The sequence below is a fragment of the Gordonia sp. (in: high G+C Gram-positive bacteria) genome, assembly GCF_020438995.1.
Taxonomy (GTDB): Bacteria; Actinomycetota; Actinomycetes; order Mycobacteriales; family Mycobacteriaceae; genus Gordonia.
Window position 1 is genome coordinate 1 of sequence record NZ_JAGQTN010000089.1, and the last position, 13625, is coordinate 13625.

The 13625-nt window shown below is 67.7% G+C and carries 7 protein-coding genes; 3 read left to right on the plus strand and 4 right to left on the minus strand.

The genetic code is table 11. From position 1 onward, the window contains the following. From KDB67_RS07340 to KDB67_RS22360, 3 genes are all read left to right on the plus strand, one after another. On the plus strand, window positions 1-2723 hold a 2723-nt coding region (locus KDB67_RS07340; RefSeq protein ID WP_291014246.1), incomplete at its 5' end, for an SDR family NAD(P)-dependent oxidoreductase. Beyond that, the gene (locus KDB67_RS07345) at window positions 2720-9343 is read left to right on the plus strand and encodes a beta-ketoacyl synthase N-terminal-like domain-containing protein (RefSeq protein ID WP_291014249.1); all 6624 of its coding nucleotides are present in this window, start codon (window positions 2720-2722) and stop codon (window positions 9341-9343) included. The genes KDB67_RS07340 and KDB67_RS07345, both read left to right, overlap by 4 nt. A gap of 146 nt (window positions 9344-9489) precedes the next feature. Beyond that, window positions 9490-10119, plus strand: a complete 630-nt coding sequence (locus tag KDB67_RS22360; protein ID WP_366851910.1) for a DUF1707 domain-containing protein — start codon at window positions 9490-9492, stop codon at window positions 10117-10119. Between the two features lie 85 nt (window positions 10120-10204). Here KDB67_RS22360 and KDB67_RS07360 read toward each other — a convergent pair whose 3' ends face one another. The 4 genes from KDB67_RS07360 to KDB67_RS07375 form a co-directional block, all read right to left on the minus strand. Then, complete coding sequence (locus KDB67_RS07360; protein ID WP_291014255.1) at window positions 10205-11416, minus strand: HipA domain-containing protein; 1212 nt, start codon at window positions 11414-11416, stop codon at window positions 10205-10207. Further along, complete coding sequence (locus tag KDB67_RS07365) at window positions 11413-12039, minus strand: helix-turn-helix domain-containing protein (RefSeq protein WP_291014257.1); 627 nt, start codon at window positions 12037-12039, stop codon at window positions 11413-11415. The genes KDB67_RS07360 and KDB67_RS07365 overlap by 4 nt, the downstream gene beginning before the upstream one ends. Window positions 12040-12109: 70 nt before the next feature. Further along, window positions 12110-12427 (minus strand): antibiotic biosynthesis monooxygenase, encoded by a 318-nt coding sequence (locus KDB67_RS07370; RefSeq protein ID WP_291014259.1) that lies wholly within the window; start codon window positions 12425-12427, stop codon window positions 12110-12112. Window positions 12428-12538: 111 nt separating this feature from the next. Then, a complete protein-coding gene (locus KDB67_RS07375; RefSeq protein WP_291014261.1) occupies window positions 12539-13558 on the minus strand; it encodes a beta-ketoacyl-ACP synthase III in 1020 nt (339 codons plus the stop codon). Window positions 13559-13625: the final 67 nt, after the last annotated feature.

The window sequence follows — 13625 nt, forward strand, 5'->3', positions numbered from 1 at the left end:
AGATGGAGGCCGAGCTCGGTATCGACTCCATCAAGCAGGTCGAGATCCTCTCGGCGCTTCAGGCGCAGTACCCGGGTGCCCCGGAGATTCCCGGTTCCGAACTGGCGTCGATGCGCACCCTGCAGGATGTCGTGAACTCCGTTGCGGCGTTCGCCGCGCCCGCCACCCCCGCCCCGGCAGCACAGCCGGCCGCCGCACAGCCGACCGGTCCGACCCAGTCGCCGAGCGACGTCGTCCTGGAAATCGTGTCGGAGAAGACCGGCTATCCCGCCGACATGCTGGGCTTGGAGATGGAGATGGAGGCCGAGCTCGGTATCGACTCCATCAAGCAGGTCGAGATCCTCTCGGCACTGCAATCCCGCTACCCGGGTGCCCCGGAGATTCCCGGTTCCGAGCTCGCGTCGATGCGCACCCTGCAAGACGTGGTGAACTCGATCGCGGGTTTTGACGGCGGCAGCGCTACGACGGCCAAAGCCGTTGCCGCAGCATCTGATTCGGCCGATTTCGACGCCACACCCACCGTCGGTCTGAGCTGTACCGAAGCGCAGCTGCGTGTCGTACCGCCAGCCGGTTTCGCCATGGGTGGCCTACAGGACGGCGACGTACTGATCACCCGTGAGGACCCGGCCTTCGCCGACGCCCTCGAACGGGTGCTCGTCACCCACGGCATCAAGGCCAGGGCCGTCGACGAGGTGCCCGACGAGGCAGGCGCGGTCATCAGCCTCGCCGCGCTCGGCACCGTCCGGACCCCCGACGAGTGCGTCGACATGCACGTGCGCGCCTTCCATGCCGCCCGCGCTGTCGCCAAGAGCAGCGCCGCATCACGAGTGTTCGTCACCATCCAGGCCACCGGCGGCACCTTCGCCGGCGGCGACGTCCCGACCGGCGTCGCCAGCCTTGTCAAGACCGCGAGCTGGGAGTGGCCCAACGCATCAGTGCGCGCCATCGACATCGAAATCCTCGATCCCGAACGGATCGCGGCCGAACTCCTCGCCGGCGGCAGCGGTGTCGAGGTGGCCCTGCGGGCCGACGGCACGCGCCTGGTCGCCATCGACGAGGTCGACGCCACCGAGGTCGGGGAGACCATCCCCGTCCCGGCCGAAGGTGTCGTCGTCGTCACCGGCGGTGCCCGCGGCGTGACCGCACGCTCGGCGCTGGCACTGGCCAGACGGCACGGTCTGCGGCTGGCTCTGCTCGGTCGCACCGCACTGGCGCCGGAGTCGGCGGACGAGCCGGCCGGCACCACCGCAACCGAGATCGCGACCGCGCTCGCGTCCTCGGCCCGCGCCCGCGGGGAGTCCCTGACCCTGCCGCAGGCCCGCGCCGCAGCCGAAAAGCTTCTTGCCGCGAGGGAAGTTCGGGAGACGCTCGCGACCGCCCAGCGGCAAGGGACGGTGGCACAGTACTTCGCCGCCGACACCACCGACCGGGATGCGCTGTACGCCTCGCTGGAGCAGGTGCGTCACACCCTCGGCCCGATCGTGGGGCTCGTCCACGGCGCCGGAGTCCTCGCGGACCGCCGTCTCGAAGACCTCGAGGACGACGGCTTCCTGCGCGTGTTCCGCACCAAACTGATCGGTGCCGAAACCCTCCTGGCGGCCACCTCGGCCGACGAACTGCGGTTCATCGCCTTGTTCTCATCCATTGCGGCCCGCGCCGGCAACCCCGGACAGGCCGCCTACGCCTCCGCCAACGCGGCACTCGACTCCATCGCGGCCCGCGAGGCCCGTCGCCGCGGCGACAACTGCGTGGTCCGGGCGTTCGGCTGGGGTCCGTGGGACGGCGGCATGGTCGACGCGACGCTCAAGAGCCGCTTCACAGAGGCAGGCGTCGGAGTAATCCCGATCGGGGAGGGCGCCGAGTTCTTCGCCCGGCACGCCCTGGGACGGGCATCGGCCACCGCCGTTGTGGTCGCCGCCCCGGCAGCACCGCAGCTGCGGTCGACCACCCTGGCCTGGGACATCTCCGTGGAGGCGGCGCCGGTGCTCGCCGACCATCAGGTGCGCGGCAACGTCGTCATCCCGGTGGTGTTCGTTCTCGATGCCGTACTGCGTGCAGTGCGTGGTCTGGCCAACGCGGACGCCCCGGTGATCCGGGACTTCCGCGTGCTGTCGGGAGTGACGTTCCCGGCAGGGGAGCAGCACGCGCTGACCATCGAGGTCGTCGCGGACGGCGCCGCCTACGCGGTCAGCATCCGCGACGCCGGCGGCCGGACCCGCTACAGTGCCCGAGTCGAATCGGGGTCGGCCACTGATCTGCCGGTGTCGGTATCGGCTGCCGGTGACCGAGCGTGGCCGTTCGGAGTGGCAGACGCGTACGCGGGACCGCTGTTTCACGGACCGGCTTTCCAGGTGATCGACCAGCTCACCGCATTCGGTGCGGCCGGCGGTTCGGCCCTGCTCAAGGTGAAGGGTGAGGCCGGCTGGACCGGCGGCGCCTGGTCGACCGATCCCGCCGCGCTCGACGGCGCCCTGCAACTGGGCATTCTGTGGGCCTCGGCGCAGGGAATGCCGCTGGTTCTCCCCGTCAGCGTGGGGCGTGCGGTGTTCACCGCGCCGTTCCCCGCTGAAGGTGAAGTGCAGTGCCGTCTGGCGGCGTTCCCGCTCGGCGACAAGCGTGTCGACTACGACATCGTGTTCGAGACCACCGACGGTGCACCGATCGCGTCACTTGAAGGTGTCGAGTTCTATGTCGCCGGTAACGCAGACGGTGCCACCGCGTGAGCGATTTCGCGCCGATCGCGATCGTCGGCCGCAGTTGCCTGCTGCCCGGAGCATCGACCCCGAGTGACCTGTTCGACGCCACTCTGGCCGGCCGCAGCCTGCTGACCCCCACCCCGCGCGATCACTGGCGCGGGGTGGACCCGCAGGCGTTGGCGACCAGCGACAAACCGGGCCTGCGGGTCGCCTCGGCCACCGGCGGCATCGTGGACGACTCTGCGCTGGACCTGACCGATATCGCGGCACGGATCCCGGACTTCGATCGGCTCGATCCGCTGGTGAGTTGGCTGGCGCACTGCGCGCGGACGGCGCTGCCCGGCAATGAGGCAACGACGCGAACCGGTCTGATCGTCGGCAACCTGTCCTACCCGTCGACGATGAACACCGCGTTCGTCGAAAGTGTCTGGGCGGGCGGCGAGTACGTCGACCCCCGCAACCGGTTCTCCTCGGGCTTGCCGGTGCACCTGGTCGCCGGGGCGCTGGGCCTCGACGGTCCGGCTTACGCCCTCGACGCCGCGTGCGCGTCGTCGCTGTACGCGATCAAACTGGCCTGTGATGCCCTCCATGACGGCGCCGCCGACCTGATGCTCGCCGGAGGTATCAACGGCGCCGACGATCTGTTCCTGCATCTCGGGTTCACGTCCCTGAGGGCACTGAGCCCGTCGGGCCGCTCCCGCCCGTTCCACGCCGAAGCCGACGGCCTGGTGCCGTCCGCCGGTGCCGCCCTAGTCGCCCTCAAACGGCTCGCCGACGCCGAACGCGACGGTGATCGCATTCTCGGTGTCATCCGAGGCGTCGGGTTGTCCAACGACGGCCGCCAGAGCGGCATCCTGGCGCCGGCGGCGTCCGGGCAGACCGCCGCGATGCGTGATGCGCTTGCCCAGGCGGGCCTGAATCCGGCCGATGTCGACTACATCGACTGCCACGCCACCGGCACCGTCTTGGGTGATGCCACCGAACTGGAAAGCCTGCGCGAAGCCTACGGTGACGCACCTCTCAAACTCGGTGCCCTCAAAGGCAACCTCGGACACACGATCACAGTGTCGGGGGCGGCGAGCCTGGTCAACGTGCTCTCGGCGATGGAAGCGGGCACGTTACCGCCGTCGCTGTGCGACGCCCAGACCCCGGCCCTGGCCGACACCCCGTTCACGTTGGTGACCGAACCCACCCGCTGGGCCGCGGCCGTCAAGACGGCGGCGGTCAGCAACTTCGGGTTCGGCGGCAACAACGCCCACCTGATCGTCCAGAACTACGTACCCGCCGAGCAGCAATCGCCGGCAACGCCGCCCGCACGGCACGACGGCGACGTCGTCATCTGCGGTCTGGGGGCGGTCACCGGCGACACCGCCGACATCGACGAATTCCGCAGGCGCGCACTCGGTCCCGAAGCCGAACCGACCGCGCTCGACAATGTGCGACTCGAACTGGCCGGCCTGGGTTTCCCACCCAGCGAACTCAAGGGCAGCCTCGCCCAGCAGACCACGGTCCTTGCCGCCGCCGCGCAGGCGCTGCACGGGATCGGCACCGAACGTGATCGCACCGGCGTCGTCATCGGCATGGGCTGCGATGCGATGATCGGCCGCCAGCGCCTTCGGGTCCTGCACACCGACGACGAGGCGTGGCTGACCGCCAACACCCAATCGGCGCCGCAACTGACCGCCGACGGAGTGGTGGGCACGATGCCCAACATCCCCGCCAACCGCATTCACGCTCAGCGTGACTTCCGCGGGTTCGGGTTCACCGTGTCCAGCGAGGAACTGTCGGGCATCACCGCCCTGAAGATCGCCGCCCGCGCGTTGCGCGCCGGAGAACTCGATACCGTGCTCGCCGGCGCCGTCGATCTGTGCCGTGAACCGGCGCACCGACGGGCAGCCGATGCCGTCACCGGCGACACCACCGAGCACGGCGATGCCGCGGTGGTGTTCGTCCTCAAACGGCGCGCCGACGCCGAGGCCGCAGGGGAGCAGATCCTTGCAGTCCTCGACACCGACAGCACCCCGGACACCGACAGCACTCCGGACGCGGATTCGGCGGCGATCGCCGCGGGCCGCTTCGGACGTACCCACGCCGCATCGGCGGCCGTCGAGATCGCCGCACAGGTCATGGCGCTCGGTTCCCGAGTCCGGGTCGAGCCCAGCGGTCCGCAACCCGCGCCGGCCGAGAACACCGCCCAGGTGCGGGTATCCGCGCTCGGCGGCCGCACCGACAGTATCGGCGTGCGCGTCGACACCGATGCTCCCGCGCCACTGTCACCCGGACTGCTGCCGATCACCGAGCGATATTCCGCCGGTAGTGATGCCGAACTGCTGGACGCACTACGCAGCGGCCGGCAGGGCGGCGACGGACCGGTACGGTGCGCGCTCGTCGCCGACAATCCGGCCACCCTCGACACCTTGCGCCGCGGCGCCGCCGACCAGCTCGCGCGCGGTGCGGCACCGGCCGGGCCCGGCATCCTGTTCGCCGACGCCCCGATCAGCGGCGAGATCGGCTTCACCTTCACCGGTGCGGCCGCCGCCTATCCCGGAGCAGGCCGCGAACTGCTGCTGGCCTGGCCCGAGGTGGCCGAGGCACTGGCACAACGGTTTCCCGGCGGCGCCGACCTGGTTCCGGAGATGTACGGCGACGACATCACCGGCCTGGATCCGTACTTCCAGCTGACCGGCTGCGCGGTCGTATGCCAGACCCAAGCCGAATTCTCGCGGACCGTGCTGGGCCTGCAACCGACGGCAGCGATCGGTCTGTCATCCGGCGAGACCAATTCACTGATGGCATTCGGGGTGTGGCGCGACCTGCAGCCCATGCTTGCCGAGATCGTCGACTCACGCATGTACGGTCGGCAGATCACCGGTGAATGCCGCATCGCCGGCGAGGCCTGGGGCGAGGGCAGCAAGCCCACCGAGTGGGAGTGCTGGCGGATCAGCGCACCGCGCGAGCAGATCGACGCGGCGCTCGCAGCAGAACCTCGCGCCTACATGACGATTGTGCAGGCACCCGACGATTGTGTGATCGGTGGCGACCCACAGGCGTGCAAACGGGTGATCGAGGCGCTCGGCAACCCGCCCAACATGTACCTCGGCCTGGACATGGTGATCCATTGCGAGGCGATGACACCGTTCACCGACGTGTGGCACCGCATCCACTCCCGCGAGACCTTCCCGGTGCAGGGCGTGCGCTTCTACAGCAACGGCGTCACCGGCGCGTACACCCCGACCCGTGAGGCCGCGGCCGACGCGATCACCCGGCAGGCACTCGAACCGATCGACTTCCCCGCCACGATCCGTCAGGCATGGGATGACGGCGTCCGCGTCTTCGTCGAGCACGGCCCGCGCGGGATCCTGACCGCCGCGATCCCCAAGATCCTCGGCGATCGGCCGCACGTGGCGGTTGCCCTCGACGCACAGGAACGGCGTGGGCTGCGCGCACTCGCCGAGACCGTGTCCAAGCTGTGGGTGCACGGGGTGCCGGTGGCCGTCGAGAACTTCGACGCCCGCATCCAGTACCTACGCGACCAGCAGTCCGGCGAATCGTCAGAATCCGTGCGCACGTTGAGCTTTGCCGGGCACTGGCCCGACATCACCCCCGCTGCCGGAGCTTCCGCGACCGCGACCCCCGCGACCGCCAGTCCTGTGGTACCGCCGGCCCCGAGTGCTCCGGGCGGCCCCAACGGTCAGGCCGTTATATCACCGAAAATCATTGAACCAGTGGCTGTTTCAGCAGACCAGAAGGTGAGTTCCCTGATGCCCGTACCCGACACCGCCCCGGCACAGCACATGCCGCCGGCACCGTCGTACCCACCCGCGCTGGTCCTGCCGCAGACCGTGGTCACCCAGACCGAGTACGTGAGCGTTCCCGCCGCCGCGTCCGCCGCACCCACCGGCCAGGTACCCGCGGCGGTGGTCAGTGACCCGTCCGCTGCGGTGCTCGGCGTCATCGACTCGGTCGGTGCCGCGCACACCTCGTTCGTCGAACGACAGGCGCAGGCACATGCCGCGTTCCTGCAGACACGTGAGGCGATGCTGGCGGTGGTTGCCCGCCGCCGCGGTGAACTGCCTGCACGTATTGTGGCCGGTCCATCGGCACCTGCCGCTGCGCCGCCCGCCGCAGCGGTCGTCGTCGCGCCAGTGATCTCCACACCTGTGGTTTCCGCGCCGGCAGCCGCTGCACCCGTCGTCGCCGCGCCGGCAGCGCCGGCCCCGATCGCGGCCCCGCCGACGCCCGCGCCGGCCGCAGCTTTCGTGCCGCCGCAGACACCTCCTGTGCGTGAGGAATCGGCCCCCGCTCCGTCGGCCGCGGGACCGGCTCCGCTGTGGACCCGCGCGCAACTCGAAATCCTCGCCGGAGGCAATGTCTCGGAGGTCATGGGGCCGAAGTTCGCCGAATACGATCAGTACGAGCGGCTGGTGCGGATGCCCGAACCGCCGCTGCTGCTGGCCGACCGGGTGATGAGCATCGACGGTGAACCGGGCACCATGAAGACCGGCACCATCGTCACCGAAACCGACGTCGACCCCGACGCCTGGTACATGCACAACGGACGCATGTCACCGGGTGTGGTCATCGAATCGGGGCAGGCCGACCTGCTGCTCGCTTCGTGGCTCGGCGCCGACTTCAGCAACCGCAGCGAACGTGTGTACCGGCTGCTGGGCTGCGATCTGACGTTCATGGGTGAGCTGCCCAAGGGCGGGGAGACGCTGCACTACGAGATCCACATCGACGGCCATGCCAAGACCGGCGACACCCGCCTGTTCTTCTTCCACTACGACTGCTACATCGGCGACCGCCTGATGATCTCGGTCCGCAACGGCCAGGCCGGGTTCTTCTCCAACGCCGAACTCGCCGACTCCGACGGTGTGCTCTGGGATGCCGCCGACGACGCACCCCGCGAGGGCGCTCGCCGCGACACACCGCCGCAGGTCACCACCAAGCGGTCCTTCAGCGCCGCCGACCTGGAGGCCTACGTCGACGGTCACGCCTACACCTGCTTCGGTGAGGGCTTCGAGCGTGCCGCCGCGCATTCGCGCACCCCGTCGCTGCCCAAGGGCCAGCTGCGGTTGTTCGACGAGATCGCCGAATTCGATCCGGAGGGCGGCCCGTGGGGCCGCGGCTACCTGCGCGCCCGCGCGCACGTGCCGGCCGACTCCTGGTTCTACAACGGGCATTTCAAGAACGACCCGTGCATGCCCGGCACCCTGATGGCCGATGCGGCCACGCAAGCACTGTCGTTCGCGATGGCCGCCTACGGCTTCACCATCGAACACGACGGCTGGCGCTTCGAGCCGGTGCCCGACGAGATGAGCCGGTTCGTATGCCGCGGGCAGGTCATCCCGGACGCCGACCACACCCTCGACTACGAGGTCTTCATCGAAGAAATCGTCGACGGACCCATCCCGACGGTGTACGCCGCATTGCTGTGCCGCAGCGACGGTTTCAAGGTGTTCCACGCCCGCCGCTTCGGTATCCGGCTGGTCCCGGACTGGCCGATGCCCCCGGGTGCCCCCGGCCCGGTGCACATCCTGGAAGGCACCACCGACGTTCGCGGCGACTACGGTGCGCTGCTCGCCTGTGGTCGCGGCATGCCCTCGGACGCGTTCGGTGAGCTGTACAAGCCGTTCGACGGCACGCGTCGCGCGCCGCGTCTGCCCGATGAGCCGTACCACTTCGTCTCGCGGATCATCAGCGTCGACAGCCCGCCCGGGGTGCCGACCAAGGGCGGCACCTGCGTCGCCGAATACGACGTGCCCGCCGACGCCTGGTACCTGGCCGACACCCACTCTGATGCCGTGCCGCTGTCGGTGCTGATCGAAATCCTGCTGCAGCCGTGCGGCTGGCTGTCCTCGTACAACGGCTTCGCCGCCAATCGTCTCGACGACGTGCTGTTCCGCAACCTCGACGGCAAGAACATCACCCAGCTGCGCCCGGCCCTCGTCGGCACCTTGCGGGTGTCGACGACGATGGAACGCTACGCCGAGGGCGGCGGATCGACGATCTGCTTCTTCGACGTCGTCTGCACCCAGAACGACGAAGTGGTCATGACGATGAACACCGCGTTCGGCTTCTTCAAGCCGGAGGCGATGGAGAACCAGGTGGGTCTCAAGTCGCCGCAGTTCACCCTCGACGGGCTGAACGCAGAGGCCCCGGTGAACGTCGAGTACCTCGGTCCGGAACTGTCCGGCGCGCCGTACCTGCATCAGGGACGCCTACAGGTGCTCGACCGTGTCAAGTTCTGGCCGGGTGCCGGCGAGGCCGGTCTGGGCCGCGCCGTCGCCATCTACGACGTGCACCCGGAGGCCTGGTTCTTCAAGGCGCACTTCTTCCAGGACCCGGTGCAGCCCGGCTCGCTCGGCCTGGAAGCGATGCAGCAGTGTGCTCGTGCCGCTGCCCGGCTCGCCGGTGTCGCCGACGGTGCCACCCACTTCGAGCAGGTCGCCCACGACCAGTCCTTCGACTGGAGCTTCCGCGGCCAGGTCACGCCGCTGGCCAAGTTGGCCCGCTCGGCCGTGGAGATCCTGTCGGTGGAAACCGACGAACGCGGCACCCTCGTCGTGTTCAACGGCACCTTCTGGGTCGACGACCTGTGCATCTACGAAACGAAGAAGATGGGCGTCCGCGCCGTCCGCGCCTGACACACCCCTCGATTGTGTGAATCCACCCCGCCGGCACACGGGGTGGATTCATGCATGTGGAGTGGTAACTGGGGTCTCTGTGCCTTGGTTGTGGCACTGGAGAACCGGACTTCACGCGATAGTCCGGCGTTGCTAGGGTGACCGGCATGGCTGACAGCGACTCTCGTGATCGGTCCGACGACCGACTCCGGGTGGGTAATCCGGAAAGGGAACGCGCAGTCAGAATCCTCAGCGAAGCATTCGCAAATGCTTACCTTGATGTATCGGAGTTCGAGGAACGCTCAGGGCGTGCCTACCGAGCGCGTACGCGTCGTGAACTCCTCGAGGTCGTCGAAGATCTCCCGGGTGCCGCCACTGCGCTGTTCGGCGCTCCGATATCGGCAGTAGGCGGGACGCCAGGTGCGCTCCGCGATTCTGTTGTTCCGGCAGATCACCGGGTCGAGTACAACGTCCACATGAAAAAGGTGAAACGCGTCGGGGTGTGGACCCCCGATCTGGCCATGCTGTTCACCGGATCGACGGCGACCATCGACCTGGACTTCGCGCAGGCCCAACTCCTGGGGCCAGTGGTCGACATCGAGTTGAAGGTATCGACGGCGAAGGTCAAGATCGGAATCGGATCGGACCAGCAGGTGCGAACCGACGGACTATGGAGTCCCGGAAGATTCTCTGTCATCGACAAGTCCGATGTGCCGATGGGTCCGATCCGGACAACCATCAACGTACATGGGTCCATGACGTCGATGAGCCTGCTCGTAGTCCGGAATTCGAGATAACCGATCACTGGTCATTGAGCACCTCGATGACCTCTCACTTCAGATGTGCGGCGGTACCGGGATCGAAGCTGCGGTCGCTGTGTCATCACATGTCTGCGCGCAGTCGTTCTGCATTGCGTGCAATCGAGTCGCGAACAATGTTGCGCTGATTGTCGGCGAGAGTGTCCCAGGACGTGTCGTTGTGTTCGAGCACCCTTGTGGCGACGCCCACCACCACGTCGGTGACCTCGTTCTCATCGAGACCGCTTGTCCGGGCGAGCTTTCGCCAGTGGTGGATCGTGACCTCGGCGGCGAACCTGGCTCCACCGATCCGCATCGCCAGTTTCTGGTCGTAGCTGGGATAAAGTCCCACCGGCACAACGTCGTACATCGGCGCAACGCTGATCGTGTTCTGCTGCAACAGGATCGAGTAGTTTTTGGCGTGGGCATCGGCATTTCCGACGAGAGCGTTGAACGCCAGCTGCATCAAGAAGGTCCGCACCAGCTTGCCCGAGGTGTCCACCGGGCGAAGCGATTCCACGACCTGCCTGGCGGTGACACCGTACTTTCGGTCCGGATTGAGCCCACGGGCCTGGGCAAGATCCTCCGCATGTAGACGCCGCGGAATCGGGACGCCTGGATCGCGGATGCGGTCGAAGCGTTCAACTATGAAGGCATGCTGGTCATCGACGCGAAGGATGTTCGCGGCAGGTGCGCCGATGCCTGCCGCCCGTGCCAGCCTGAGTGCGGCGACCTCGGCGTCTTCGACGCACCGAAGGTCCGGCCGACCGGGTTTGACGATATGGGTTGACGGGAGGGAGGCATTGGACCAGTACCAATCGCCGTCGACCGACGCGATGGCGAACTTGCCTTGTGTTCCGGCGAGGGAGAAGCGGGCCGGCAGATTGCGAGGTGCCCAGGCGTCGGGATCGTGTTTGATGCTCCGGATCCGGTCGGCCACGTCGCGGTCGACCGCCGGGTTGAGTTCGGCGGCGGCAGAAACGGGTTCGGTGCCTTCCGGGACCAGGACGAGGCCACCGGCGATGTCGCCGCCGGCCTTCTCCAATAACTCAACAGTGTCGGTACTGCGCGCGCCGTACGTCGCTGCCAGACGAACACGGGTGTGTTCGTGGTCGGGGAGCAGGTTCTCCAGAAAGTTTGCGGCCGCCCGTTTGGTGGCTGTGCCGGTGCGGGGAAGGGACAACGAAATCGGGGTGTCAGGCGCATCCGTGTCGTATCGGAAATATGTGGTGTCGCCATCGATGATGAATTGCCCGACGTGGCCGCCGTCCAGCCAGGCTTCCAGTCGCCGAGTCACGGCGCTATTCGCAAGTCCGGTAGCGCCGTCGGTTCGATGTCGAGAGCGCGCAGGGTGCGGCGGACAGCGGACAGCGGCGCTTGCTCGGCCCTTTCGATGAGTCGGACCGCGGCCGGGTCGATATCGGCGGAGTCGGCGAGTCGACGCACCGACCAGCCTCGGATGGTGCGTTCGGTGGCCACCACGTCGGCGAGATCGTCGGGGTCGCGTAGATATTCATAGTGGTGCTGGGAGACCGAGTATCGGATGTACTCGGTGTTGCCTGCGACAGCGTTGGCGATCAGGTGGGTCTCGAACAGCCCGCCGTCGTGGTCGGGGGCGCCGCCCCACCAGTCGGCCAGCAGTGCGGACGGGTCGTCGGCGGTGCGCAGGGCACGGATACGCGCGGCTGTGCGTGAACGATCGGTGCCCGACAGCCCGGTCAATGTCCGGTAGTGGAGTGCGTGAACAAGCATCCGCCGGGACCTGACGGACAGCGGGCGCCTGTGGCGCCGTCCGTCCGGCAACGTCTCCACCTGCCACGACGTACCGACTTTGGCGGCGTTCACGCGACCGGCCGCGATCAACGCACGGACCCTGCGCGGGCTGACACCGAGCTGATCAGCGGCTTCGGCGACATTCATTGCACAAGTATACCGCCGGATCTCGGGGAGGGCGCGGAACCCTTGATCATCGACGGCAGATATGACCCGGCTATGGCAGGCCGTAGTCACGCTCGACGGTGGCGATGCGTACCCGATACTCCCGATACCACTCGTCGCGGCCACGCTTCTGGGCGAGGCTGTGTTCGCTGACACGCTTCCAGGCGCGTGCGGCCTCGGGAGATTCCCAGTAGGAAACGGTTATCCCGATGTTCTCGCGGGCGGACTCGACACCGAGGTATCCGGGCTGTTCAGCCGCAAGTTCGTCCATCGCTTCTGCGATCGCTGCGTAGCCGTTGTCGACGTCGGTGCGGATCGAGGTGAAGATGACGGCCGTGTACGGCGGGTCCGGGGTCGATGCGATGCTCACCGGCACATTGTGCGGCAACAGCGGATAGTGATGAAAATTTTCGTCCGATATGGCTGTTGGCGCGGACATATGCCCGCGCCAACAGCCATATCGGACGTTTTTGTTCAGGAATCAGAACCTGGGCGCCGGCGGCATCGTGACAACCTGGCCCGAATAGCTCAGCCCGGCACCGTAACCGAGCAGCAGAGCGGTGTCGCCCGGCTTGGCGCGGCCCGACTTGAGCAGCTCGTACATGGCGAGTGGGATCGACGCGGCGGCGGTATTGCCGGTGAATTCGATGTCGTCGGCGACGGGCACATTCTCACGCAACTTGAGGTTCCTGGCGAGCAACTCGCTGATCCGGGCGTTGGCCTGATGGGGGACGAATACGTCGAGGTCGTCGGCGGTGATGCCGGTGACCTCCAGGGTGCGATTGGCCACCTTGCTCATCTCGAACGCGGCCCAACGGAACACGGCGGTGCCGTTCATCCGCATGTAAGGGCGGTCGGTGTGGCTGGCGCCGAGCAGATAGTCCTTCCAGTCCATCGACTGGTGGATCAGTTCGCTCTGCGAGCCTTCGCTACCCCAGATCACCGGGCCCATCTGCCGGGTGGGGGTGGGGCCGACCACGACTGCGCCCGCACCGTCACCGAAGATGAACGCATTGCCCTTGTCGGTCATGTCCAGCGACATCGAGATCTCCTCGGCGCCGATGACCAGCACGCGCGTGGCGCTGCCGGCGCGGATCATGTCCTGGGCGACCGACATTGCGTAACCGAAACCGGCGCAGCCCACACTCAGATCCATGGCGGGCACCCCGTTGGCCCCCACAGCAGTGGCCACCGGCGGCGCGGCCGACGGGATGCAGCGGCCGTGGGTGCTGGTGGCCAGGATGAGAGCGTCGATGTCGGCGCCCGTCAGGCCCGAGTTGGCCAGCGCAGCACGGCCCGCTGCGATCGACATGGTGGTGATGTTCTCATCCCGGCCGCAGAACCGGCGGGCCCTGATACCGGTGCGCGTGTAGATCCAGTCGCTGTCGACGCCGAGCGCCCCGCAGATCTCCTCGTTGGTGACCAGCCGCTGGGGCCGGCACGCGCCGATGCCGAGGATGCCGATGTTGTTGGTGCCGGTGGGCGTCGCGAACGTGACCATGGAGGTGAGTTGTCCTTTGCTGCCGACGACGAGGCGTCTGTTGTGCGACGGATGTCTTGATCCTGAA